The 24,408-nt window shown below is 62.4% G+C and carries 27 protein-coding genes and 1 tRNA gene; 12 read left to right on the plus strand and 16 right to left on the minus strand.

Annotated features, from left to right (window positions below):
• The first annotated feature begins 210 nt into the window (after window positions 1-210).
• On the plus strand, window positions 211-1,035 hold the full coding sequence (locus tag ACP7AL_RS01725; protein WP_425988155.1) for an alpha/beta fold hydrolase: 825 nt from the start codon (window positions 211-213) through the stop codon (window positions 1,033-1,035).
• A gap of 62 nt (window positions 1,036-1,097) precedes the next feature.
• Here the strand turns inward: ACP7AL_RS01725 and ACP7AL_RS01730 are convergent, their stop codons facing one another.
• Complete coding sequence (locus ACP7AL_RS01730) at window positions 1,098-1,328, minus strand: DUF2171 domain-containing protein (protein WP_425988157.1); 231 nt, start codon at window positions 1,326-1,328, stop codon at window positions 1,098-1,100.
• 133 nt (window positions 1,329-1,461) lie between these two features.
• Between ACP7AL_RS01730 and ACP7AL_RS01735 the strand changes: the two genes are divergently transcribed.
• Both ACP7AL_RS01735 and ACP7AL_RS01740 read left to right on the plus strand, forming a co-directional pair.
• On the plus strand, window positions 1,462-1,830 hold the full coding sequence (locus ACP7AL_RS01735; protein WP_425988159.1) for a CsbD family protein: 369 nt from the start codon (window positions 1,462-1,464) through the stop codon (window positions 1,828-1,830).
• Between the two features lie 213 nt (window positions 1,831-2,043).
• Window positions 2,044-2,526 (plus strand): tetratricopeptide repeat protein, encoded by a 483-nt coding sequence (locus tag ACP7AL_RS01740; RefSeq protein ID WP_425988161.1) that lies wholly within the window; start codon window positions 2,044-2,046, stop codon window positions 2,524-2,526.
• Window positions 2,527-2,604: 78 nt separating this feature from the next.
• Here ACP7AL_RS01740 and ACP7AL_RS01745 read toward each other — a convergent pair whose 3' ends face one another.
• Window positions 2,605-2,802, minus strand: a complete 198-nt coding sequence (locus ACP7AL_RS01745) for a DUF3606 domain-containing protein (RefSeq protein ID WP_425988163.1) — start codon at window positions 2,800-2,802, stop codon at window positions 2,605-2,607.
• A gap of 136 nt (window positions 2,803-2,938) precedes the next feature.
• Here ACP7AL_RS01745 and ACP7AL_RS01750 point away from each other — a divergent pair, with 136 nt between their 5' ends.
• Complete coding sequence (locus ACP7AL_RS01750) at window positions 2,939-3,262, plus strand: polyhydroxyalkanoic acid system family protein (RefSeq protein WP_425988166.1); 324 nt, start codon at window positions 2,939-2,941, stop codon at window positions 3,260-3,262.
• 69 nt (window positions 3,263-3,331) lie between these two features.
• Here the strand turns inward: ACP7AL_RS01750 and ACP7AL_RS01755 are convergent, their stop codons facing one another.
• The 4 genes from ACP7AL_RS01755 to cpdR all read right to left on the minus strand — a co-directional run bounded on the left by ACP7AL_RS01755 (window position 3,332) and on the right by cpdR (window position 6,144).
• The gene (locus tag ACP7AL_RS01755) at window positions 3,332-3,544 is read right to left on the minus strand and encodes a hypothetical protein (protein WP_425988168.1); all 213 of its coding nucleotides are present in this window, start codon (window positions 3,542-3,544) and stop codon (window positions 3,332-3,334) included.
• A 106-nt stretch (window positions 3,545-3,650) separates the two neighbouring features.
• Window positions 3,651-5,471, minus strand: coding sequence for an outer membrane protein (locus ACP7AL_RS01760; RefSeq protein WP_425988171.1), 1,821 nt, complete (start codon window positions 5,469-5,471; stop codon window positions 3,651-3,653).
• A 128-nt stretch (window positions 5,472-5,599) separates the two neighbouring features.
• Window positions 5,600-5,674: transfer RNA gene (locus tag ACP7AL_RS01765), tRNA-Val, on the minus strand.
• Between the two features lie 107 nt (window positions 5,675-5,781).
• Window positions 5,782-6,144, minus strand: coding sequence for a cell cycle two-component system response regulator CpdR (gene cpdR, locus ACP7AL_RS01770; protein ID WP_002713397.1), 363 nt, complete (start codon window positions 6,142-6,144; stop codon window positions 5,782-5,784).
• Between the two features lie 231 nt (window positions 6,145-6,375).
• Between cpdR and ACP7AL_RS01775 the strand changes: the two genes are divergently transcribed.
• Entirely contained in the window at window positions 6,376-7,263 is an 888-nt protein-coding gene (locus tag ACP7AL_RS01775; protein WP_425988175.1) for an N-formylglutamate amidohydrolase, read from the plus strand.
• A 536-nt stretch (window positions 7,264-7,799) separates the two neighbouring features.
• Window positions 7,800-8,582 (plus strand): histidinol-phosphatase, encoded by a 783-nt coding sequence (gene hisN, locus ACP7AL_RS01780; protein WP_425988178.1) that lies wholly within the window; start codon window positions 7,800-7,802, stop codon window positions 8,580-8,582.
• Window positions 8,583-8,601: 19 nt separating this feature from the next.
• Here hisN and ACP7AL_RS01785 read toward each other — a convergent pair whose 3' ends face one another.
• Window positions 8,602-9,495 carry a LysR substrate-binding domain-containing protein gene (locus ACP7AL_RS01785; protein ID WP_425988180.1) on the minus strand — a complete coding sequence of 298 codons (894 nt, stop codon included), beginning with the start codon at window positions 9,493-9,495 and terminating at the stop codon, window positions 8,602-8,604.
• 95 nt (window positions 9,496-9,590) lie between these two features.
• Here ACP7AL_RS01785 and ACP7AL_RS01790 point away from each other — a divergent pair, with 95 nt between their 5' ends.
• The 3 genes from ACP7AL_RS01790 to mutL all read left to right on the plus strand — a co-directional run bounded on the left by ACP7AL_RS01790 (window position 9,591) and on the right by mutL (window position 12,758).
• Window positions 9,591-10,382, plus strand: coding sequence for a sulfite exporter TauE/SafE family protein (locus ACP7AL_RS01790; RefSeq protein WP_425988183.1), 792 nt, complete (start codon window positions 9,591-9,593; stop codon window positions 10,380-10,382).
• Between the two features lie 46 nt (window positions 10,383-10,428).
• Window positions 10,429-10,848, plus strand: coding sequence for an alternative ribosome rescue aminoacyl-tRNA hydrolase ArfB (arfB, locus tag ACP7AL_RS01795; RefSeq protein ID WP_425988185.1), 420 nt, complete (start codon window positions 10,429-10,431; stop codon window positions 10,846-10,848).
• A gap of 92 nt (window positions 10,849-10,940) precedes the next feature.
• On the plus strand, window positions 10,941-12,758 hold the full coding sequence (gene mutL, locus ACP7AL_RS01800) for a DNA mismatch repair endonuclease MutL (protein ID WP_425988188.1): 1,818 nt from the start codon (window positions 10,941-10,943) through the stop codon (window positions 12,756-12,758).
• Between the two features lie 150 nt (window positions 12,759-12,908).
• On the opposite strand, the gene rsmD is transcribed toward mutL, so the two are convergent.
• Window positions 12,909-13,472 carry a 16S rRNA (guanine(966)-N(2))-methyltransferase RsmD gene (rsmD, locus tag ACP7AL_RS01805; protein WP_425988190.1) on the minus strand — a complete coding sequence of 188 codons (564 nt, stop codon included), beginning with the start codon at window positions 13,470-13,472 and terminating at the stop codon, window positions 12,909-12,911.
• A gap of 58 nt (window positions 13,473-13,530) precedes the next feature.
• Window positions 13,531-15,660: a pseudouridine synthase gene (locus tag ACP7AL_RS01810; protein ID WP_425988192.1), complete on the minus strand. Its 2,130-nt coding sequence runs from the start codon at window positions 15,658-15,660 to the stop codon at window positions 13,531-13,533.
• Window positions 15,661-15,822: 162 nt separating this feature from the next.
• Between ACP7AL_RS01810 and ACP7AL_RS01815 the strand changes: the two genes are divergently transcribed.
• A complete protein-coding gene (locus tag ACP7AL_RS01815; protein ID WP_006022210.1) occupies window positions 15,823-16,269 on the plus strand; it encodes a nucleoside deaminase in 447 nt (148 codons plus the stop codon).
• Window positions 16,270-16,389: 120 nt separating this feature from the next.
• Here ACP7AL_RS01815 and ACP7AL_RS01820 read toward each other — a convergent pair whose 3' ends face one another.
• The 3 genes from ACP7AL_RS01820 to purD all read right to left on the minus strand — a co-directional run bounded on the left by ACP7AL_RS01820 (window position 16,390) and on the right by purD (window position 19,177).
• Window positions 16,390-16,839: a GNAT family N-acetyltransferase gene (locus ACP7AL_RS01820; RefSeq protein ID WP_425988194.1), complete on the minus strand. Its 450-nt coding sequence runs from the start codon at window positions 16,837-16,839 to the stop codon at window positions 16,390-16,392.
• A complete protein-coding gene (locus ACP7AL_RS01825; RefSeq protein WP_425988196.1) occupies window positions 16,839-17,747 on the minus strand; it encodes an alpha/beta fold hydrolase in 909 nt (302 codons plus the stop codon). Before ACP7AL_RS01825 ends, ACP7AL_RS01820 begins: the two co-directional genes overlap by 1 nt.
• 161 nt (window positions 17,748-17,908) lie before the next feature.
• Window positions 17,909-19,177, minus strand: coding sequence for a phosphoribosylamine--glycine ligase (gene purD, locus ACP7AL_RS01830; RefSeq protein ID WP_425988198.1), 1,269 nt, complete (start codon window positions 19,175-19,177; stop codon window positions 17,909-17,911).
• Between the two features lie 81 nt (window positions 19,178-19,258).
• Between purD and xseA the strand changes: the two genes are divergently transcribed.
• A complete protein-coding gene (xseA, locus tag ACP7AL_RS01835; RefSeq protein ID WP_425988201.1) occupies window positions 19,259-20,719 on the plus strand; it encodes an exodeoxyribonuclease VII large subunit in 1,461 nt (486 codons plus the stop codon).
• Window positions 20,720-20,863: 144 nt separating this feature from the next.
• On the plus strand, window positions 20,864-21,088 hold the full coding sequence (locus ACP7AL_RS01840; protein WP_002713413.1) for a DUF2093 domain-containing protein: 225 nt from the start codon (window positions 20,864-20,866) through the stop codon (window positions 21,086-21,088).
• Here the strand turns inward: ACP7AL_RS01840 and lpxK are convergent.
• The 4 genes from lpxK to ACP7AL_RS01860 are packed head-to-tail and all read right to left on the minus strand — an operon-like array spanning window position 21,085 to window position 24,349.
• Window positions 21,085-22,101 carry a tetraacyldisaccharide 4'-kinase gene (lpxK, locus tag ACP7AL_RS01845; RefSeq protein WP_425988204.1) on the minus strand — a complete coding sequence of 339 codons (1,017 nt, stop codon included), beginning with the start codon at window positions 22,099-22,101 and terminating at the stop codon, window positions 21,085-21,087. The two genes, ACP7AL_RS01840 and lpxK, sit on opposite strands and share 4 nt — an antisense overlap.
• Entirely contained in the window at window positions 22,094-23,398 is a 1,305-nt protein-coding gene (locus ACP7AL_RS01850; protein WP_425988206.1) for a 3-deoxy-D-manno-octulosonic acid transferase, read from the minus strand. Before ACP7AL_RS01850 ends, lpxK begins: the two co-directional genes overlap by 8 nt.
• Window positions 23,391-24,104, minus strand: a complete 714-nt coding sequence (locus ACP7AL_RS01855; protein WP_006022218.1) for a lysophospholipid acyltransferase family protein — start codon at window positions 24,102-24,104, stop codon at window positions 23,391-23,393. The genes ACP7AL_RS01850 and ACP7AL_RS01855 overlap by 8 nt, the downstream gene beginning before the upstream one ends.
• Window positions 24,101-24,349, minus strand: coding sequence for a DUF4170 domain-containing protein (locus ACP7AL_RS01860; RefSeq protein WP_006022219.1), 249 nt, complete (start codon window positions 24,347-24,349; stop codon window positions 24,101-24,103). The genes ACP7AL_RS01855 and ACP7AL_RS01860 overlap by 4 nt, the downstream gene beginning before the upstream one ends.
• Window positions 24,350-24,408: the final 59 nt, after the last annotated feature.

The following is a 24,408-nucleotide window of genomic DNA, read 5'->3' on the forward strand; positions in this document are numbered from 1 at the left end:
AAAAAAGGAAAAGACACGATAGGTTTGCCGAAAGCCCGCGTCTCAAAAAGAGGCCAGTATGACATTTTCAGGCGTAACATAGAGACTGCCTGGATTTTCTGCGCAAATAACGGCACCCGCCCATGTCATCGAAACAGTGGACGAGCTATCGTATCAGGGGTGTCACCCGACTATCCGGCACGTTCTCGGGAAGATGAAAGGACAAACGATATGCCTATGGTCAAAACCAAAGACGGCGTTGACATTTTCTACAAGGACTGGGGCTCGGGGCAGCCGATCGTGTTCAGCCATGGCTGGCCTCTCTCGGCGGACGACTGGGACCCTCAGATGCTTTTCTTTCTCTCCAAGGGTTTTCGCGTCGTTGCACACGACCGGCGCGGCCACGGCCGCTCCACCCAGGTGGGCGACGGTCATGACATGGACCATTACGCCGACGATCTGGCCGCCGTCGTCACTCATCTCGATCTGAAAGATGCAATTCATGTCGGCCACTCGACCGGCGGCGGTGAGGTCGTGCATTACCTCGCACGTCACGGCACAAGCCGGGCTTCGAAAGCAGCTATTATCTCTGCGGTGCCGCCGCTGATGGTCAAGACCGACGCAAATCCGCTCGGTCTGCCCAAGTCCGTCTTTGACGATCTGCAGGCGCAACTCGCTGCCAACCGCGCCAAGTTCTATCGCGATCTGCCGGAAGGGCCCTTTTACGGCTTCAATCGGCCTGGCGCGAAGCCCAACGAAGGCAATATCGGCAACTGGTGGCGTCAGGGCATGATCGGCGGCGCCAAGGCGCATTATGACGGCATCGTCGTTTTCTCGCAGACCGATTTCACCGAAGACCTGAAGAAGATCGATATTCCCGTGCTGGTGATGCACAGCGAGGACGACCAGATCGTGCCGTACGTCGCATCCGGCCCGCTCAGCGCCAAGCTGCTAAAGAAAGGCACGCTGAAAACCTACAAGGACTATCCGCACGGCATGATCACCACGCATGCGGACGTCATCAACAACGATCTGCTGGCCTTCATCAAGGGCTGACGGCCCATCAGCCGCAACGCGAAAGGCCCGCTCAATGAGCGGGCCTTTTCTGTTTGAGAATACTATGACGCCTTTTGCAACTCGCTGACGTCGTTGACCGGCTTCTTCAGATGAACATGCGTGTCGACATGATCGATCCACGCGACCGGAACGAAATGGTGTACCCCATCGGGCGAGCTTGTCTTGGTGAGCTTGATCTTGTCGTTGCCTTCGAGGTGATCGACCTGACCAATGTTTTTACCGGTGGAATCAATCACGTCCATATGTTCCTTGATCTTCGATACGTCTGCCATGTGCAACTCCCTTGCTGTGCCCTATCAACGAGACAAATCGAAAAATGTTCGGCTGCTGCGGCATTTTCGGCATCCGACGGAACCCATGGCAGGTCAGACTGTTGTTGGTCCATCACCCCCGGAGAACATGACGATGGACAAGGATCGGATCACAGGCGCAGCAAAAGACGCCGCAGGAAAAGTTGAAGGTGCATTCGGCCGCGCAACGGGCGATGCATCGACCGAGGCGTCGGGACGTGCGCGCGAGGCGGCGGGAACCGTGCAGAACCTGTACGGCCAGGCGAAGGACGCGGCACGCGATATCGGCGATGCGGCAAGCGGATACGCCAAGGAGGCACTCGATACGGGCAGCGATTTTTATCGCGACGGTAACAAGGCGGTGGCCTCTGCCGTTCGCGAGCAACCGCTCGGCGCCCTGCTGATCGCAGGGGCGGTCGGTTTCGCGCTGGCCTTGATGCTGAACAGGCAGCCCCGCAGGCGGCCACTGCGCGGCTACTACTGATACGGAATCGGACTCAGCGAAAGGCGTGCGTTTCGACGCGCGCCTTTCGCGCGTGCGCAGATTGAGAATGTTTTGCATTGCACTTTGAGCCATCCGACGCTCGCTCCAACGAATGGACGAGCGTGGTCGCGTTGTGCCAACTCGGCGTCCGGGATATAGAGGCCCTATAGTTTATGAGGGAGTGGGGCTTTGCAAATGTGGAGATCTACTGGATTGGCTGCGGCTCTCCTTGCCGCTGGATTGACGATGGACGTCCCTGCCGCGCACGCAGGCACATGGGAAGACGGGCTGAAAGCTTTTGCGAAGAAGGAATACGCCGCCGCCGCGAAGCTGTTTCGACCGCTGGCGGAAAAGGGGAACGCCGTCGCGCAGTATCGTATCGCCCTGATGCATAAAATGGGTCTCGGAGTTTCCAAGGACCGCAAGCAGGCCCAGAAGTGGGGCCGCCTCGCGGCAAAGCAGGGCAATGCGGACGCTCAGGTGTTGCTCGGAAGCCTGTACTACACAGGCGAAGGCAAGGAATCCGAAGATATCGAGAAGGCATACATGTGGTACGACGTCGCCGCGATGCAGGGGAACGACGAGGCCAAGAAAGAACTCGCGGCCGTGTCCAGCCAGCTCAGCTCCCAGCAGATCGCAAACGCACGGGCAAGGGCGCAGAAGTGCTCATCGTCCGGCTACCAGCAATGTGATTGATCTGACCGCTTGGCCGTCATTCTGTTTGCGAATACAGCCCGGCCTCGTGCCAGGCTTTTGCTTGGCCCGGCTCAACGCTTATTTGCCAAGATGCCGGCGCACCGCGGCGACAGAGGGGCCGACCTCATCGATTGCGGCGGCAATATCCTGCGGCGATACACTGAGACGGTAAGCCCAGTAGCCGGTGGAGGCGTCATCCGTCGTATCGATCACAGGTGCGGGACGCGCACCGAGATTCGACGACAGCACGGACGCGACTGTCACAAGGCGGAGCATGCCTCAAAATATCACGGAACCGCCCTTGCCGCATGCGGCCGCGCCTATCAGTGTTAATGAACCTTGAAATTCCTTGAGCCCGCATCGGCTTCGGTTGCTATAGTCGGCCTCCGAACCTATCGCTCGAGGCACGACATTGGCTCAACCGTTCATCGTCTCCATTCCCCACAAGCTGGGGAAGGAAGAAGCGACTCGCCGCCTGAAGGCCGGACTCGGCAGCGTGCGATCAGAATACGGAAAGATTCTTCAGATCAATGAGGAAATCTGGAGCGGCGATCGCCTCGCATTCCAGTTGACGGCGTTGAAGCAACAGGTCGGCGGAACGATCGAGGTGGCGGAAGATCACGTCAAGCTCGAGGTGATGCTGCCCTGGCTGCTTGCAGGTCTTGCGCATGGCATCCAGGCGACGATCCGCTCCCGCGCCACGCGCATGCTCGAGAAGAAAACAACGGACGTGTGATCCTCCCGCGAACAACGGCCCGGCATTGCTGCCGGGCCTTGCTCACTTGAATCATCCGCGATCAAACTATCAGCCACTGCTGGCTTTCAGCTTCAGCCAGGTGGTGCGGACGTTTTCCTTGACCTGTCCCCACTCACTGGCGGCAACATCCCAGTTCACGATCTGGCGCGATGTGCCGGCGGATGAACCGCTGGCCACTGTCGATGTCGCCATTGAGTCGTGAATGTAGACCACGCCAATGGTCAGCAGGCAGCCCAGCACCATTCCGAGAAAAGTTCGCATGTGATCGTCCTCCGGCACAGGCAACGCAGCAGCGCCTTCAGAGTTCCAGACACGAAAACGCCCGCCGATCCAATGACCGGCAGGCGCGATTACCTGTAGAGGAAGATCACCAGCAGAAAGAACAGAAGCTGTCGCCCTGCGGATTCAGCAAGCGATACACCAGCGAGACGCGGTAGGCCTCATTCACGATCTGGTGGACATTGGATGCGGCGGCGAACGAATTGGTCGTGAGGTTGCCGATGCTTCCGCCGAAGCCTGCGCCGCCGATCGGGAGGTGACTCCACGTGTAGGTGTCCCGCAGATATTCGCCGCGGATGGACAGATCGTCGGTCGCCTTGAATTCAAACCCGCCGCCGATGGAGGTACCGATCAGGTTCTCGGGGGCAAAGGTCCGGGTGACCGTCGCCGCACCGAGGAGCGGGAAACTTGGTGGCGAAATCGTGAAACCGCCGGCGCTCGATCCGATGCTGCCCGAAACCGTGCCGTAGGATTTTCCGTAACTGAAGAACCCCGAGAGTTGAGGCGTGATGACAAAGCCGCCCATCAGACGAAGATGGTTCTTGCTCTCGACGGAAAGGTTGCCCGCCATCGCCAGACCAACGCAGGAGGTTGCCGGTGGAAACATGTAGCAGGTCATGTTGGCACCCGAGGGACCTCCGAATTGGCCGGGGCTCTTTCCGTTCGCAAGGCTGGACAGGGAGTTGAACTCAAAGTCGCCTTCGATACCCAGCCAGAACCTGTTCCACTGCGCGCGATAACCGATCAGAAGATGATCGCCGGTGCGATCCATTTTTCGCGAGAAGCCCTCTTGCCTTGAAAAATCCGTGCCAGCCGTGGTGTTGTCATCGAGGCTGATCGACATGCCGCCTTCCTGCTTGACCTCGTAGTTGTTCTGAGTGATGCCGCCGCCCACATAGAAGCCCGCCCATGTATTGGCGTAGAGCCCCGGATCGGTCGTGAACGACTTCCAGTTGAGAGCCGCAGCCGCCGACGGCGAGACATTGGGATCGAAACGATAGATCAGCGACGCACGAATGGTTTCGTTGGTCACTTTCACCTTCTCGCTTGGAGACGTCATCGTCACGATATTGCCGTTGACGTTCGCCTGAACAGTCGCGCCGCTCGTCATTACGTCGTTGTATGTATCCTTCAGATATTCGAGCCTTGCGATGAGGTTCTCGCTGGCTTTCACCTGAATGCCGCCGCCGATGGACGTGCCGGTCAGGTTCTTGTCCGGAGCGAACGAGTTGCCGGACACGATGACAGGTGCAGCCGGGCTGCTCGCCAGCGCGAAGCCGACATGAGAACCGACGGTGTCGCTTCGGCCAAACGCCGCGCCGCCGCTGATAAACGCCATCAGTTCCGGGGTAATGGCAAAGCCGGCGACGCCGCGCAGATGCCCCTTGGTTTCGACCGAACCGAACGAGGTCGGGCTTCCACAGATATAGTTGCCGGTCGTTCCGACGCCGCAATAACCGGGCTCAGGCCCGAACGGAATTGATGCCGTGACACGGTCGCCGAAGGAATAATCGCCCTCCGCGCCGATCAGAAACCGCTCGTACTGCCAGAGATAACCGCCGAGGACGTGACCGCGATTGAGATAGTTCGTGGAATCCAGCCGAACCGGTTCGTTCGACGGTTGGCCGGGCCCGCCAGGGACAAGCGTTTGATACGCCGTTCCCTGGTCGAGCGATTTCTTTTCGCGGCCCCAGCCCACACCAAAGTAGAAGCCGCCCCACGACCACGGATTGGCAGCCGTCGGACCTACAGGGACCACCGGCTGGGCGGCCATTGCGTCGCGCGCGGGCGAATTCTGGATCGCCGCGGCACGCTGCGCGGACGACTGACGGTCGGCTGTTTGAGCGGATGCGGGCAGCGCCGAAAAGGCAGGCACCGCAATCGCCGAAAATACGGCTGTGTTGGTCATGAAATCCCCCAGTTCCCCGGGAAATCCTATTGCGATGTCTGGAAAATACGATCTGCGGCAGGGCCATCGGCGGATTCGGATATCCGCTGTCTCCCCCATGCCAAGAGGCTGCTTGTATTGAGAGGCGATGGTGGGCGCGACAGGGATCGAACCTGTGACCCCCTCGATGTCAACGAGGTGCTCTCCCGCTGAGCTACGCGCCCTTAAAAACCATTGGTGCCGGGATGCGTCCCTATATCGGCTTGGATCGCCGCAGGCAAGGACGGGAAGACGTGTTTTGGGGTCAAATTACCCCCCGAATCGATGGCCCTCAGGCCGCCAGCATCTTGTTCACTTCGCTGACCAGTTCGCGCAGATGGACCGGCTTGGACAGGACCTTGGCGTTTTTCGGCGCCTCGGAGTCCGAATTCAGCGCCACGGCGGCAAAGCCGGTGATGAACATGATCTTGATATCGGGATCCAGTTCAGACGCGCGGCGCGCCAGCTCGATGCCGTCCATTTCCGGCATCACGATGTCGGTTAGAAGCATTTCAAAAGGCTCTTCGCGAAGCCTCTGATAGGCTGACAGCCCGTTGTCGTAGGACGAGACCTGAAAACCGGCATTCTCCAGCGCCTTGACCAGAAAGCGGCGCATGTCGTTGTCGTCTTCGGCGAGGAGAATTTTGTGCTGCATGGCCTGTCACTGGTCGTCTGATCGTGAATGGAGAAGTCCCCGCCGCCTATTTGGCCGATGGAGAGTAAATTTCGGGTGAAGGCGAAGTTCCTATTGGCAGATCAGTTAGGTTTGCGGACAATGATGTCGAACAAAACACCTGCTTTTCCGGCGAAATGTGTTGCCCGGGCAGGCATTTCAGCAGCGGTGAGCATAACACCGCAGATGAAAATGGCGAGGAAAGAGGTGGCAATGACCCAGTTCGAGGACGAGTTGTCGCCTCCGTTCGAGATCATCGAGCCGGCCGTCTGGCGCGCGCCGATCATCTTCAACTCACCGCATTCAGGATCGGTCTATCCGCGCGAATTTCTGGCCGCTTCCCGCATCGATCAGGCGGCGTTGCGCCGTTCGGAAGATTCGTTCATGGACGAGATCATCGCGGATCTCACCGGCCGAGGATTTCCGATCGTGCGGGTGAATTTTCCGCGCTCTTATGTCGACGTTAATCGCGAGCCCTATGAGCTTGATCCGCGCATGTTCGCCGGACGGCTGCCGAGCTTCGCAAACACCCGCTCGATGCGGGTCGCGGGTGGCCTCGGGACGATTCCGCGCGTGGTCGGCGACGGTCAGGAAATCTATTTCGAACGCCTCGACGTCGAGGACGCTCTGAACCGCATCGAGTCGCTGTATAAGCCTTATCATCGCGCATTGCGCCGCCTCATCAACAAGACACATCAGGCCTTCGGCACGGTCATTCTGGTCGATTGCCATTCGATGCCATCGGTCGGTGTCACGCGCGATGAGCCCCGACGCCCCGACGTCGTGATCGGCGATCGCTACGGCACCAGTTGCGCGAGCCTGCTGCCAGATGTGGTCGAGGAAACGCTCACCAGTCTGGGATACTCGGCGGGCCGCAACAAACCTTACGCCGGCGGCTTCATCACCGAGCACTATGGCAACCCGGCCAGCGGACTGCATACAATCCAGCTCGAACTCAATCGCGCAATCTACATGGATGAGCGGCGGCGCGAGCGTGGCCCGCAATTCCGCAAGGTCGCCGATGATTTCATGGTTCTCGCAGAGGCGCTGGCCGCGATCCCGCTCGACAGCCTCGGACCGTTCCAGGCGGCGGCAGAATAAATTTCCTCATGCGAATCTCCTCGCACAGGACGCCTCGGCGTTGCCGATTCCCCCGCCCAAGAAAAAAGGGCCACTCGCGAAAGCAAGTGGCCCAAGTCTAGGGAGGAAACGCCCAAGGAGGGCAGCAATAACGCGAGGCGTTATCGCACCGCAACAATATGCAGCCGCAGCGCACTCAGAGCAAGTATTTTTAAAGAATTAGTCATGCCCTCAGCGCATAACAGACTTGCGACCTTCCACTCAACTAAAAACTACATTCTTCTGATATAACAACAACTTATCGAGAAGTTTGACAAGCGGACGGTGCCAAAAAAGCATGAAAGCGTGCCCAAGAAATGAATGATTATTCTATTCATGGGCGATCAGGCTTTCATTTGCACCTTCGCTTTGGAATCGGAAAGTAAGGAATGAACACTCCGGTTAGTGGCGCGCTGTCAGAACTTCAGGCGATTGCTCCCCTGTCCGGACTCTTATAGGGCCGTAACAGGTTCGCACTTACACTCCATCGGCTTCGTGGTCGCTCTAAAGGAATCCCCGTGACGGTCATCGACTTCACCGCTTTTATCGGACGACTGGCGACCGCCTCGGGCGACACCATCCTTCCCTTCTTCCGCACCTCGCTCAGTGTCGAGAACAAGAATACTGGACGCGATCTCGATCCGGTCACCGAAGCCGACCGCGCCGCCGAAGCGGTGATGCGCCGGATGATCAAGGACAGCTTTCCACTTCATGGCATTGTCGGCGAGGAGTTCGGATCCGAACGCGCCGACGCGGAATATGTCTGGGTGCTTGATCCGATCGACGGCACCAAGTCTTTCATCGCCGGCCTGCCGATCTGGGGCACACTGATCGCGCTGATGCACAACGGCACGCCGGTGTTCGGCATGATGCATCAGCCCTATATCGCCGAACGCTTCAGCGGCGACGGCGGCTCCGCGCGCTATGACGGCCCCTCCGGCAAACGCAAATTGTCGGTGCGCCGCTGCGCATCGCTCGCAGAGGCGACGCTGTTCACCACCAGTCCGCGGTTGATGAAGGCGCCGGACCGCGCGCAGTTCGAGCGCGTCGAAGCCGGCGTGCGGCTGTCCCGCTACGGCGGCGATTGCTATGCCTATTGCATGCTTGCCGCCGGACATCTCGATCTCATCATCGAGACCGAGCTGAAATCCTACGACGTCGCCGCCCTGATTCCGATCGTCACCGGTGCAGGCGGCATTATCACCACGTGGGAGGGCAAGCCCGCGCAGTCAGGGGGCCGCCTCGTCGCAGCGGGTGACAAGCGCATCCATGACGAAGCACTGAAGATCCTGAATACCTAAGACGCCGCAGCTTTCGGCATCACACCTTCGCAAACATCTTCAGGTGATCCGCAAGTTGCTGCACCGGGCGGGGCAATGACTGCCTGCCGCGCGTGCAGATCGCCAGCCTGCGGCTGGTCCATGGATCGGTCATCCTGATTGTCTTGATCTTGATTGAGCGGCTGTAGCGGCGCGCGGCAGCCTCCGGAATGATCGCCACGCCGACGCCGGCTTCCACCATCTGGCAGATCGCATCGAAGCTTCGCAGCCGCGCCCGCACCCGCAAACGGACTCCGAGTTGCGCAGCATGAGTGGCGATATGGCTTTGCAAGGCGCTGACCTCGGTCAGGCCGACGAAATCGCGGGCTGCGACGTCGCGGAAATTCGTCTGGCGGCGCTGCGCGATCTCGTCGTCCGGCCGCACGATCAACACCAGGCGGTCGTCGCAGAACGGAAAGCGATCGAGCCCCTCGGGCAGCATCGCATCGACCGCGAGACCGATATCGGCCGCGCCCGACGCCAGTGCCGTGGCGATCTCCACGCTCTCGCGCTCCTCGACGTCCACGCTGATCGTGGGATGTTTCGCCAGGAACGACGCGAGCGCCTTCGGCAGATGCTCGCTCGCGCCGGAGGTATTGGCGAGCATATGGATGCGCGCCTTCAGGCCCCGCGCATAGGCGCTGAGTTCGCCCTGCATCGCCGCCATCTGATGCAGCACGATCCGGGCATGGTCGAGCAGGCTTTCGCCCGCTGCCGTCAGCCTGACGCCCCGCCGCTGCCGCTGCAGCAGCGGCACGCCCAGCGCCGCTTCCATGCCCTTGATGCGCGCGCTGGCCGATGCCAGGGCCAGCGCCGACCGCTCGGCGCCATGAGTGATGCTGCGGGCTTCGGCGACCGCCACGAACAGCCGCATATCCACCAGATCGAAATGCATGGCCAGGGCCCTTTACACTGCCTTCGCCAGAGCCGAAGGCTTGCTACGTAACCTCCAGATTGTGCAGTTTGCCGCCCTCGGTCAATGTACGCGCCATGTCCAGCTCCCTCTCCGATCCGATTCTCCTGATCGTCATTGCCGCGGTCTTCCTGCTAGCGGGCTTCGTCAAAGGCACCATTGGCATGGGCCTGCCCACCGTGGCGATGGGTCTCCTTGCCACGCGGATGCCGCCCGCGCATGCGCTCGCCATCGTGATCGTGCCCGCCATCGTCACCAACATCTGGCAGACCTTCGTCGGCCCCTATCTGCGCGACATCGTGCGCCGGCTGTGGCCGCTGATGGTCGGCACGGTGCTCGGCATCCTGTCGGGCGGAGGCCTGATGACGGGCCCCTACGCGCGCTACGGCACCATCGTGCTCGGCGTGCTGCTCGTGATCTACGCCATCATCGGACTGTCCAGGGTCCGCTTCAGCGTCGCGCGCCGGAACGAGAAATGGCTCGGCGGCATTGTCGGGCTGGTCACCGGCGTGATCTCGGCTGCGACCGGGGTGCAGGTCATTCCCTCGATGCCGTTCATGCAGGCCATCGGGATGGAGAAGGACGAACTGGTCCAGGCGCTCGGTGTGTTCTTCACCACCGCGACCGTGGCGCTGGCGTTCAACCTCACCGGCGCGGGGCTGCTGAACGCGACTGTCGCCATTCCCGGCCTTGTTGCAATGGTGACCGCCTTCGCCGGCATGTACCTCGGCCAGCTGCTCCGCTCGCGCATGGATGCGGATACGTTCCGGCGCTGGTTTCTGATCGCGATGCTGCTGCTCGGGATCTATCTCGCGGGAGAGATGGTGGCGCGAATCCACAGCGAGACGGCGGTCCCGGCAACGCACTGACGCGAAAACCGGTGCCGGTTGGCTCCGACCGTGCTAGGCGTGCTGCATGATCCGGGTCACACGCGACATCACCATTGACGAGAAGGACCTCGACATTGCGTTCGTTCGCGCCTCAGGCCCGGGCGGACAGAATGTCAACAAGCTCTCGACCGCGGCGCAATTGCGCTTCGATGTCGGGCGCATCACGCTTGAACCGGACGTGCTGACGCGGCTGACAACGCTTGCAGGCCAGCGCATGACCAAGGACGGCGTGATCGTCATTCACGCCCAGCGCTTCCGCACCCAGGAGCGCAACCGCGCCGACGCCATCGACCGGCTGCTGGAGCTGTTGCGCGAAGCCGCCGTTCGCCCGAAACCGCGCCGCGCCACGCGGCCGACCCTCGGCTCAAAGATGCGCCGTCTCGACGGCAAGAAGCGCCGCAGCGACGTCAAGGCAAAGCGCAATACGCGCAGTTTCGACGATTGAGAATTAGCGGGTAAAACATACCTGTTCGGCCGTACAATCGAGCCGATCCCCGGGTAAAATACGCCGGATCAGCGAATCGCCCCGGAATTCCCATGCCCGTCCGCCAGCTCCCCATTCAAATCGTCAACCGCATCGCCGCCGGCGAGGTGGTTGAGCGGCCCGCGAGCGCGGTGAAGGAACTGGTGGAGAATGCCATCGATGCCGGCGCGTCGCGCATCGATATTTTCACCGAAGGTGGCGGACGCCGCCGCATCGCCGTCACCGACGACGGCGCAGGCATGACGCATAACGATCTCGCGCTGTCAGTCGACCGTCACGCGACATCGAAGCTCGACGACGAGGACCTGCTGCGCATCCGCACGCTGGGCTTTCGCGGCGAAGCGCTGCCCTCGATCGGCGCGGTGTCAAAACTCAACATCGCCACCCGGCACGCCACCGAGCCTCATGCATGGACGCTCAGTGTCGACGCCGGAGCAAAGTCCGATATCGTCCCCGCCGCCCTGACTGCCGGAACGCGGGTCGAGGTCAGCGATCTGTTCTACGCGACGCCAGCGCGATTGAAATTTCTCAAGACTGACCGCACCGAGGCGGAAGCCGTTCGCGAAGTCGTGCGCCGTCTGGCGATGGCGCGGCCGGATATTGCGTTTTCATTGTCCGGCGAGGAGCGCGCGCCGGTCACATGGGCGGCGGCGCTGCCCGGCGCTCCCGGCCGTCTGACACGGCTCGGCGATATTCTGGGGGCGGATTTTCGCGCCAGCGCTATCGAGGTGCGCGCCGAACGCGATGGTGTAAGCGTCGAAGGCTTTGCGGCCGCTCCATCGCTCACACGCGCCAACGCGCTCGGACAATATCTGTTCGTCAACGGACGGCCGGTGCGTGACAAGCTGATTCTCGGGGCAGTGCGTGCGGCCTATGCCGATTATCTACCGCGCGACCGGCATCCCGTGGTGGCGCTGTTCGTCACCCTCGACACCCAGGAGGTCGATGCCAACGTTCATCCGGCGAAAACCGAAGTACGTTTCCGCAATGCCGGGCTTGTCCGCGCGCTGATCGTGCATGCGTTGAAAGACGGCCTCGCACGCGAAGGCAGGCGCACCGCTGCGAATTCCGACGGCGCCGCGATCATGGCTTTTCGTCCGGGAAGCATTCCGTCCAGCCGCGGCTGGGACTGGCGGCGCTCGCCGAGTTTCCCGACGGCTCCCGCTGCACCCGCCTATACCAACGTATTTGCCTCGAACGCTTTCGCGGAAGCCGCACAAGCCGCGTTCGATACCGGCGCACCGACAGCCGACGTTCGCCATGAGCCGACATCTGCGACTAGCCTGATCGACAGCCCGCTCGGCGCAGCGCGCACCCAGATCCACGAAAACTACATCGTCGCCCAGACCCGCGACGGCCTCGTGATCGTGGATCAGCACGCCGCCCATGAGCGCATTGTCTATGAACGACTGAAGGCGTCGCTCGAACGCAACGGCGTGCAGCGGCAGATCCTGCTGATCCCCGAAATCGTCGAGATGGACGAAGCCACAGTCGAAAGGCTTGTGGCGCGCGCTGGCGAACTGGAGAAATTCGGGCTGAGTATCGAGTCGTTCGGACCCGGTGCGATTGCCGTGCGCGAGACGCCGTCACTGCTGGGAAAGACCGATGCCGCCTCATTGCTGCGCGATCTCGCCGAGCACATGGCCGAATGGGACGAAGCGCTGCCGCTCGAACGGCGGCTGATGCATGTCGCGGCGACGATGGCCTGTCACGGCTCGGTGCGCGCGGGGCGCATTCTCAAGCCCGAGGAAATGAACGCCCTGCTGCGCGAGATGGAGGTGACGCCGAATTCCGGCCAGTGCAATCACGGTCGCCCGACTTACGTCGAACTGAAACTCGCCGACATCGAGAAGCTGTTCGGGCGGCGATAAGCCGCCAAAATCGTAACGGCAAAACGGTGACGATCTTCGCTGCAAAAGGCAAAGTGGTGGACGAATTGCGATGTCCCGGCGAATTCAGATTCAGCGTCGAAAAATGCTGCTGAGTTAACTTGACACGTTACATCTGAATGAAAATTCAAGTTATGGCAGCGCCGTCGCCCGCAGAAATACAAATTCTGTATCGTCATAGGAGCGGCGCTCGAGTTCCTCGAAGCCCTCGGGCGCTTTGAACGCCGCCGCCTTCGATTCCTCGACCACGACCAGCGCCTCCGGCGTCAGCCATTTGCCGTCGCGCAAGGAGGCCAGCGCCTTGTCGGCCAGTCCGCGCCCATACGGCGGATCGAGAAACACCAGCGCGAACGGCTCGACCGGATAGGCCGGGCCGAGATTGGTGGCATCGCGGCGATAGACCTTGGTGACGCCGCCGAGCCCGAGCGCTTCGACATTGTTGCGCAGCAGCGCCCGCGCCTCCGCGCCGTTGTCCACGAACAGCGTGAACGCCGCGCCGCGCGACACCGCCTCGATACCAAGCGCACCGGTGCCCGCGAACAGATCGAGCACCCGCGCGCCGTCGATCGGGTTCTCATACGCATGCATCAGGATGTTGAACAGCGACTCGCGCAGACGATCCTGCGTCGGACGGATGTCATTCGACGAGGGCGAGGCAATGTTCCGGCCTCTCAGACGGCCACCGACGACACGCATGCTAGACTCCGGGCATGATCTTATCGGAAAACCGGTTCCCACTTTTCCGGATCATGCATCAGTCTTCCGTGACGCCGTCTTTTGGCTTCAGATCGCGCTTGCCCTTGTAGCCGCGTTGCGGACGCCGCGGCGGGCCGTAGCCGCCGGCTGCTTCCTCGTTGCGCGCACGGGCTTCGTCGCTGCCTGCACGGGTCACAAGAATCCTGCGGCCCTTGCGGTCCGCGATCAGTCCGCTCTTCTTTCCCGCAGGCTTGATGCGGCCCTTGATGCGCGGCGCGTCTTCGTCCTCCGCGGCCTGCTTCACCGGCTTGTCGAACTGCGCGCCGGACATCGCGACGATCTTCTCGCCGAGCTGGTCGCGCAGCACCCGCGACTTGATCTCCTCGACCTGGCCTTCCTCGATCTCGCCGAGCTGGAACGGCCCGTAGGAAATGCGGATCAGCCGGTTCACTTCGAGGCCGAGATGCGCCATGACGTTGCGCACTTCGCGGTTCTTGCCTTCGCGGATCGCAAACACGATCCAGACGTTGGCCGCCTTGTCGCGCTCCAGCGTCGCATCGATCGAACCATACTTCACGCCGTCGACCTCGACGCCCTTTTTCAGTTCGTCGAGCTGGGCCTGCGTAACTTCGCCGTGGGCGCGGACGCGATAACGCCGCAGCCAGCCGGTGTCCGGCAGTTCCAGCGCGCGGGCGAGCCCGCCGTCATTGGTCAGCAGCAGCAGGCCTTCGGTGTTGAAGTCGAGCCGGCCGACACTGATGAGGCGCGGAAGCCCCTCAGGCAGATTGTCGAACACCGTCGGACGGCCCTCGGGATCGTCGTGGGTCGTCATCAGGCCGCGCGGCTTGTGATAGAGAAACAGCCGCGTGCGCTCGCGCTCCGGCAACGGCTTGCCGTCGATGGTGACGACATCGTTGTCGGTGATGTCGAGCGCCGGCGAATTGATCACGCGGCCGTTCACCGCAACGCGGCCCTGCACGATCCAGTCCTCGGCGTCGCGGCGCGAACATAGCCCCGCGCGCGCGACGATCTTGGCGATGCGCTCGCCGGTCTTTTTCTTTTCCGGTGCCGCACGCGGCGCGCGCCGGTCGAAATCGGGTTTGCGCTCGCGGTATTCGCCGCGGCCGCCGAACGCGGGCCGCTTGGCGAAGACCTTGCTGTCGTCCTCGTTGTCGCGGCGAGGGCGTTCACCGGCTTCACTGCGTGGATGCTCCTGCCAGTCACTGCGGCCACGCGGTGCGCGGTCGTCGCGCGGCTTGTCAAAGCGGGGGCGCGAAAAACGCGGACGCTCGCTGGAATCGCGATCGCCACGGTCGAAACGGGGCTTGTCGAAACCACCAGCACCTTCACGGCGCGGCGGACGGCTGTCACCATCGCGCGAGGGTCCGCGCTTCTGCCAGGGCTTGTCGGCACCGCGGTCTTCACCTCGGCTGAAATCCTTGCGCGGTCCGCGATCCGGCGCACCACGCGCGGGCCGGTCGTCACGGTTGAAGCGCGGGCGCTCATCGCGCTGCGGACGGTCGTCCCGGTTAAAGCGGGCGGGACGGTCATCTCTGCCTTCGCCGCGCGGCGTGTAGGGCCGCTTCTCGCCGAACTTCCTGTCTCCGAATTTTTTATCCTGGAAACGTCCGGCACCTGCGCTGCGTGGTGCGCGGTCGTCGCGATCGCGCGGCTTGAAGGAACGGCCTTCACCACGATCCTCACGCGGCTTGAACGGGCGCCCTTCGCTGCGATCACCACGCGGTTTGAAGGAACGGCCCTCTCCGCGATCCTCACGCGGCTTGAACGAACGCCCTTCGGGACGATCGCCACGTGGCTTGAACGGACGGCCTTCGCCACGATCCTCGCGCGGTTTGAATGACCGCGCTTCGCCCCGATCCCGCGAGCCGAAGTCCTTGCGCGGGCCGCGATCCGGTCCGTCCTTGCGGAAATCGTCGCGCTTGCCGGCATAGGGCTTCGGCGCATAGGGCCGCTTGTCGCCGGACGGACGCTTGTCACCAAACTTGCGGTCGCCGAATTTCTTGTCGCCGCGCGGGCCGCCGGATCGTGCCGGCCGCTCGTCGCGCGAACTTCCTCCGCCGCGCGCGCCTCCACCGGGGCGGTCTCTGCCGCCGGCCTTGTAGCCTCCACCCGCTCCGCCTTCACGGCGCGGCGGACGGCCGTTGTTTTTATCGTTGTCGCGGGGCATGAATGATCTCTCAGGACGTTGGGCAGAATATCGGACTGTCGCACAACGTGAAATTGGCTGGCGGCACGCGCCCTTGTAAATCAGGGCGCATTTTCGCGCAAAACCGGTTCTCGCGTTTGCTGAAGGCGTCGTACTAACAGAGTTTATTGCCGGAAACGAGGCATGACGGCACGATCTTTCATGGATTTGGCGCTGAAACAGGCCGAAATCGCCGAAACCGCCGGGGAAGTGCCGATCGGTTGCGTCGTCGTGCGGGGCGGCACGGTGATCGCGCAGGCCGGTAACCGCACCCTCACCGACCGCGATCCGACCGCGCATGCCGAGATTCTGGCAATCCGCGAGGCTGCCCGCGTCACCGGCAGCGAACGTCTGACCGATTGCGATCTCTATGTCACGCTGGAACCCTGCACCATGTGCGCGGGGGCGATCTCTTTCGCCCGCATCCGGCGGCTTTACTACGGCGCGGCCGATCCGAAGGGCGGCGCGGTGGACAGCGGCGTGCGATTCTTCGCCTCGCCGACCTGTCATCATGCGCCGGAGATTTATCCCTCAGTCGGCGAAAGCGAAGCCGCCGCGCTGCTGACGAATTTCTTCAAGGCGCGGCGGTAAGCCAAACCGTCATTGCGAGCGAAGCGAAGCAATCCATTCTCAAGTCAAGGATGGATTGCTTCGTCGCTACCGCTCCTCGCAATGACAACGCTAGTGGCCGTGGCACGAAACCGCAATATTTCAAATCAGATTGATCTTCATGCCCTCATGCGAGGCGTCGAAGCCAAGCCGCGCATAGAAGCGCTGCGCATCGACGCGCCGCTTGTCGGTGGTGAGCTGCAATTGCTTGCAGCCGCGCGCACGCGACCTGGCGATCATCGCCTCCATCATCTGTTCGCCGATGCCGAGCCCCCGCAGGGAACGGTCGACCCGCACACCTTCGACCTTCGCAATCCAGCTGCCGTGATAGGACATGCCGGGAATGAAGGTCAGTTGCAGGCACCCCATCGCCGTGCCCTCGTGATCCCACACATAAAGCGTGTTGTTGGGGTCCGCCGCGATGGCGTCGAACGCGGCGCAATACGCCGCCATGTTACTGGAGAAATCCTCGCGCCCGCGCGCGATCTCATCATCCGCCAGCATTTCAACAATCCGCCGGATATCTTCTCGCCTTGCCTCCCGTAATGCCATCAATCCTGCCCCTGAAAGAATTCAAGTAATGCGTTGGCCGTTGCCTGCGGGTTTTCCTCGGGAAGGAAATGGCCCGCATCAATGGCGTGTCCACTGACGTTCGTCGCCCAGTTACGCCAGGTGTCGAGCGGGCTCGAAGCCGAGGACGCAATGCCCGCCCCGCCCCACAGCGCCAAAAGCGGCACCGTGATCTTGTTGCCGGCTTCAACGTCGGCCTTGTCCTGCTCGAAATCGGCATAGGCCCCGGCGCGATAATCCTCGCACGCCGCATGAATGCGCAGCGGATCGCGAAACGCCGTCAGGTAATGTTCGACCGCACGCGGATCGAACGGATTGGGCGCATCCTTCTTGGCCCAGCTCTTGAAGGTGCGGCCGAAATAATCGTCGGGATTCGACGCGATCAGGTTCTCCGGCAACGGATGCGGCTGCGCCAGAAAGGCCCAGTGATAGATCCGGAGCGCGAAACCGCGATCCATCTTCGCCCAGTAATCGTAGGTCGGCAGAATATCGAGCGTCGCGAAACGCGACAGCCGCCCCGGATGATCGAGCGCCAGCCGGTAAGCGACGCGGCCGCCCCGGTCATGACCCGCGAGGCCGAAATGCACATGGCCGAGCTTTTCCATCGCCTCGACCATCACCTGCGCCATCGCCCGCTTGGTGAACGGCGTATGGTTCTCGTCGGTCTTCGGAACGTCCGACCAGCCGTAGCCGGGCAAATCCGGGATCACGAGCGTGAACCTCGAAGCCAGCATCGGCGCGACGCGATGCCACATCACATGGGTCTGCGGATAGCCGTGCAATAGCAACAACGGCGGTCCATTGCCGCCGACGCGGGCGAAAATGCGCCCGCCGCGTGTACTGATCCATTCGGATTTGAAGCCAGGAAAAAGATCGGCGAGATCGGACATGGGATTTCTGGACCCTTGTTATTATCCCGGCTATTGCGGGGACCCATACTCACTGAATTCAATGATCTAAAGTCAGTCCTGCAACAACACCGCACCGCGGCGAAAATTTCAGCTCGATAACGTGGTTATGGGTCCTATGCGTGCACGAAACAGCACCCGGTTTAGGACTTCTGCTCCCGCGCCACCGCCTGCCAGCCGATATCGCGGCGGCAGAAGCCTTCCGGCCACCGGATTCGATCGATGGCCTCATAGGCCCTGCGTTGCGCCTCGCTGACGGTCCCGGCTGTTGCAGTGACATTCAGCACCCGTCCGCCATTGGCGAGAATTTTATCTCCGGCGGCCTTGGTGCCGGCATGGAAGATCTCGACGCCTTCGATCTTCGCAGCGTCATCGAGACCTTCGATGACCGTGCCTTTGGCATAGTCGCCGGGATAGCCCTTCGCGGCCATCACAACGGTGAGCGCGGGCTCGGGATACCAGCGCAGGTCGAAATGCTTCAATTCACCTTCGACCGAGGCGAGCAGCGCCGGCACGAGGTCCGACATCAGGCGGATCATCAGCACCTGCGTCTCGGGATCGCCGAAGCGCGCATTGTATTCGATCAGCTTCGGGCCATCCCTGGTGATCATCAGACCTGCGAACAGCACGCCCTTGTAAGGCATGCCCATCGCCTTCATCGCGCGCAGCGTCGGCAGGATGATCTCGGTCATCGTCCGCTCGCGCACCGCGTCGGTGAACACCGGCGCCGGCGAATAGGCGCCCATGCCGCCGGTATTCGGTCCCTTGTCGCCGTCGAAGGCGCGCTTGTGATCCTGCGCGGCGGCCAGCGGCAACGCGCTGTCACCATCGCACAGCACGAAGAACGAGGCTTCCTCGCCCTCCATGAATTCCTCAACGACCGCTTCCGCTCCCGCGGCAGTGAACAGCGCATCGACGGCGGCTTCAGCCTCGGCCAGCGTCATCGCCACCACGACGCCCTTGCCCGCGGCGAGACCGTCAGCCTTCACGACAATCGGCGCACCCTGCTTGCGGATATAGGCTTTCGCGGCGTCCGCATCGCGAAACCGCTCATAGGCCGCGGTCGGAATGTTGTTCGCCTTGCAGATGTCCTTGGTGAAGCCCTTGGAGCTTTCGAGTTGTGACGCAGCCTTGCTGGGCCCGAACGCCTTGATGCCGGCTGCGGCAAGATCATCAACGATGCCGGCTGCCAGCGGCGCTTCAGGACCGACCACCACGAGGTCGACCTTGTTCATCTTGCAGAAATCGATCACCGCCGCATGATTCGCGACATCAAGGGCGACGCACTCCGCGTCCTGCGCGATGCCGGCATTGCCCGGCGCGCACCACAGTTTCGTCAGCAGTGGCGAGGCCGCCATTTTCCACGCCAGCGCGTGTTCGCGCCCGCCGGAACCGATCAAAAGGATATTCATGGATAAGGGTCGAACCGGCGTTTCTGGGATGATAGAAGGGTTTAACATGGTGTTTGATCACCGCAATAGATTCGAGTCGCGATGAAAGCCACTGCCGCCGAACCGCTGCCCAATTCACCGGAATTTACCGTTTCGGAGCTGTCCTCGGCTCTGAAGCGGACGGTTGAGGACGCCTACGGCCATGTGCGGGTGCGCGGCGAAATCTCGGGCTTTCGCGGACCCCATTCGTCGGGCCACTGCTATTTCGCCCTGAAAGACGACAGCGCCAAGATCGAGGCGGTGATCTGGAAGGGCGTTCATGGCCGGATGCGGTTCAAGCCGCAGGAAGGCCTGGAAGTCATCGCCACCGGCAAGCTCACCACCTTTCCGGGCTCGTCGAAATACCAGATCGTGATCGAGGCGATCGAGCCGGCCGGTGTCGGCGCGCTGATGGCGCTGATGGAAGAGCGCAAGAAGAAGCTCGCCGCCGAGGGCCTGTTCGACGAAGCGCGCAAGCAGCTTCTGCCGTGGCTGCCCGAAGTGATCGGTGTGGTGACCTCGCCCACCGGCGCCGTGATCCGCGACATCCTGCACCGGCTGGAAGACCGTTTCCCGCGCCGCGTGCTGGTGTGGCCGGTGCGTGTTCAGGGCGAGGGCTCCGCCGAGCAGATCGCCGCCGCCATTCGCGGCTTCAACGCACTTGAAGAGGGCGGCCGGATTCCCCGGCCTGACTTGCTGATCGTCGCACGCGGCGGCGGCTCGCTGGAAGACCTGTGGTCGTTCAACGAAGAGAGCGTGGTGCGTGCCGCGGCGGAGAGCATGATCCCGCTGATTTCAGCGGTGGGCCACGAGACCGACGTCACCCTGATCGATTTCGCCGCCGACAAACGCGCACCGACGCCGACCGCGGCGGCCGAGATGGCAGTCCCCGTGCGCGCCGAATTGTTCGTCGAGGTCTCGTCACTGGAACGTCGCGCCATGCTGTGCTGGCAGCGCGGACAGGAACATCGCCGCAGCGAATTGCGCGCGGCGGCGCGCGCGTTGCCGAAGGCGACCGACCTGCTCAACATTCCACGCCAGCGTCTCGACCGCGCCAGCGCGCAACTACCCCGCGCCTTGCGCGCCAACGCTCATGTGTACGAGCGACGGCTGTCCGCGATCGGCGGACGGCTGACGGTGACGGCACTTCGCGCGCAGATCGATCGCGGCAAGGAGAAGGTCGCGCGGCTCGCCACGAGCGCGCGGCGCTGCGCCGATCTGCATATCCAGCAGCGCGAGACGCGGCTGAAGTATGTCGCGCAGCTTTTGAATGCACTGTCCTACAAGGGCGTGCTGGATCGCGGCTTCGCACTGGTGCGCGACGAACACGGCCAGCCGCTGCATGCGGCGGCCCATGTCGGCTCCGGCCAGCATCTCACCATCGAGTTCGCCGACGGACGCATCGGCGCAACCGCAGATGGCGAGGGAACAGCCGCGGCGAAGCCGAAAGCCGCGCCGGCAAAGCCTGCATCGAGGCGGACCACCGATTTTGGCGTCAAAAAGGTTCAGGGCGACCTTTTTTGAGCTGCCAAAGCGGGTTCAACGCCTCTGCTGCCGGCTTTGCTGGCATGATCTCTCCGAAAACCGGTTTCCACTCTTCTGGATCATGCCTATATTTGAGCTATCTCTCCGGACGACAATCTGCCGGATTCCACAAGGACAGTTATCGTGCTCAATAAATTCGGGCCTTCCGGCCAGGGCGAAGCGCAGGTCGAATATCTCGACGGCGATTTTCGCGTGACCTCTCCCGGCTCCTACGTCCGCTGCGCCATCACCGGCGAACACATCCCGCTGGACGAACTGAAGTACTGGAGCGTCGACCGGCAGGAAGCCTATGCGACGCCGGAAGCCGTGTTGCAGCGGCACTATCCCGCGCAGTTGAAGAAGGCCTAAAGATTTATCGCGCGCGCTTTTGCCAGCCGCGCCGTCACGAAATCCCGCAACGCAGTTTCATCGTCGAACCTGAGCGTGACCGCGAAGGTCGCGATGCGATCTGCATCGGCCTTGAGGCGTGCATCGCTGCGGATGCGTGCCATATCCTTTTCGGTGGTCACCAGCTTAAGTGTTTTTGCTGTGGCGTCCGACACCAGCCGCCCGATCTCGTCCGGCGTGAATGGATGGTGGTCGGCGAAGGCCCTTTGTTCGATCACGTCCGCGCCGCTGGCACGCAACGTCGCAAAGAACCGCGCCGGATCGCCGATCCCTGCAAACGCCAGCACGCGCTGACCGCGCAAGGCATCGACCGAGGCTTGACCCGGCACGAGCCGCGCGCGCAACACGGGTGCGCCGCGCTTCGCCAGCACTGCGGCGATTTGATCGGCCGCATCGCCTGCGCCGATCACAATCAGCGCGTCGGTGCGTGCGACCTGGGGCTCGACAGGCGCGCGCAGCGGACCAGCCGGAAATACACCGCCGTTGCCGATACCGCGCGCAGCATCGATCACGATCAACGACGCATCCTTCGCAAGCGCCGGATTCTGAAAGCCGTCATCCAGCAGCACAACACTCGCACCGGACGTTCGCGCCAGTGACGCGCCGGCGACACGGTCGCGTGATACGATGACGGACACATTTGAGGCCAGCATCAAGGGCTCATCGCCCACATCGGCAGCGGAATGCGACGCCGGATCGACGCGCAGGGGTCCCTGCTGCGTTCCGCCGTAACCACGGCTGACCACGAACGGCTGCTCGCCCAGTTCGCGCAGGATTTTCACAAGCGCGAGCGTCGTCGGCGTCTTGCCTGCACCGCCGAGATGATAGTTGCCGACGCAAAGAACCGGAATTCCTGCAGACGCTCCGGCGCGCGACATCCGCCGCGCGGTGATCGCTCCGTAAATCGCGCCAAGCGGCGCAAGCAATCGCGATAGCAATGATGGCGGCCGATACCAGAAGGCCGGCTCACGCATCGGAGCCCCCGCTCTCCAGCCGCAGTTGCAGAAGATATGGCTCCAGCGCTGCGAGCGTCTTGTCGAGCGCGCCGCCAAGCCGGCTGACGACGGTTTCCGCCGCACCGACGGAACGCTGCCGCGCAATCGGATTCACAAGAAGATGCCCGAGCGACTTCACGAATTCCTCGCCGGTCTCGGCGCGAATAGCCCCCCCGGCCTGATTGAGCGCGTCGTAGATGTCGCCGAAGTTGAACACGTGCGGTCCGTGCAGGATCGCAGCACCCAGCTTGATGCCTTCGATCGGGTTTTGCCCGCCGTGCGCCACCAGCGAACCGCCCATGAACACCACCGGCGCCAGCCGGTAGAACAACCCGAGTTCACCCATGGTATCGGCGACATAGATGTCCGTCCCGGCGCCGGGCAGTTCGTCCTGCGAGCGCAGGGCCACCTGCATGCCGCCATCCGTCAGCATCCGCGCGATGGCCGCGCCGCGATTGGGATGACGCGGCACGATCACGCTCAGCAATTGCGGCATCCGCGCCGCCAGACGCCGATGCGCATCGAGAATGATTTCGTCCTCGCCGGGATGCGTGGAGGCTGCGAGGAACACCAGCCGGCGCTGCGTCGCCTCCCTGAGGCGCTCCAGCTTCTTCACGTCTGCGGGCGGCCCCTCGACATCGAGCTTCAGATTTCCGGATGTCACGACGTTCGGACAGCCCAGCGCCGCGAAGCGTTCGCCGTCGCGGTCGGATTGCGCGAGGCAAAGATCGAAGCACTCCAGCAGTGTGGAGATGGTGCCGCGCAGTTTCTGCCAGCGCGGGAACGAGCGCGGCGACATGCGGCCGTTGATGATGACCATCGGGATGCGCCGCTCGGCGCTCGACAGGATCAGATTGGGCCAGATGTCCGACTCAATGAAGAGCGCCAGGCCGGGCTTCCAGTGATCGAGAAAGGCTGACACAAAGCGCGGCGAATCGAACGGGATGTATTGATGAATGACGTCGGGCGGAAACCGCCGCGCCACAATAGCGGCCGAGGTGACCGTGCCCGAGGTCAGCAGGATGCGGACATTCAGCGCCCGCAGCCGCTCGATCAGTCCCGCCGCCGCAAGCACCTCGCCGACACTCGCGCCATGAATCCAGATCAGCGGTCCGGGCGGGCGCTCCACGCTGGCAACGCCGCGGCGTTCGCCGAGCCGCTCGGGATCTTCCTTGCCCTGCTTCAGCCGGCGCGCGATGAGCGGCGCTGCGAGCGGCGCGGCAAGAGCCGACAGCCGCCGGTACGCCGCAAGCGTCGCTGGGAGCGCGCTAGGCATGAAGACCCTCGTTCGGGAGTCCGACCAGGTCGTAGGCGCGGCGCGTCACGTCGTTCAACCGCTCTTCGAGTTGCAGGCGCAGCTTCTGCATCGTCTCGGTGTCCGCATCGCGCGGCACCCAGAGAATCTCGCCCGCGGCAATGACGCCACGCCCGAATGGCAAATGAATGACCGAGCGGTCCCAGTTGTTGAGGCGTTTGAACCGGCTGGTGGCGATCGCCACCGGCAGGATCGGCCGTCCGGACTCGCGCGCCAGCATGATAATGCCGAGGCCCGCCTTCCGCGCAACCTTCGGCACATCCGCGGTCAGCGCCATGTTGATGTTATCTTCCAGCGTCCGCAGCATCATCTTGAACGCGCCGACACCGCCCTTGCGGTGAAATTCCGTTCCGTGATCGCCCGAGCCGCGCACCGTCCCGACGTTGAGGCGTTCCGCTGCGATCGCATTGATCTCGCCGTCGCGATGACGGGAGATCAGGACCTTGGCGGAATACTGCTTCAGTTTCAGGAACGGCATCATGAAGTGCTGGCCATGCCAGAACGCGATGATGACCGGCATATCCGGTTCGATGCACTTGTAGACGTTCGGCGGGTCGAGCGTGAAACGGTTCGTCCACCACACAAAACGCAAAAATTCCGCCGCGGTCGTACCCGCAGCACGCTGCACCCATCTCGAGCGGCCGAGATCTCGAAGAAATCGTTTCAATGGGCCGACTTTGAATCTTGACCGGGATCGAGCAGCCGGTGGAGATGAACGATGAAGTAACGCATGTGGGCGTTGTCGACGGTTTGCTGGGCCTTGCTCTTCCAGGCCGCATAGGCGGTGGCGTAGTTCGGGAACAGGCCGACGACCTCGACCTTGTCGAGATCCTTGAAAGTCACGTGATCGAGGTCGAGAAGCTCGCCGCCGATCACGAGGTGAAGCAACTGCGGTTGCACAGTTTCGGACATGAGGTGCTTTCCCAAAAAGCAAGGACCGGCCGATGAATTCAAGCAAAAACCATGCTCGC

It is taken from the genome of Afipia sp. DC4300-2b1, assembly GCF_049895725.1.
Lineage (GTDB): Bacteria > Pseudomonadota > Alphaproteobacteria > Rhizobiales > Xanthobacteraceae > Afipia > Afipia broomeae.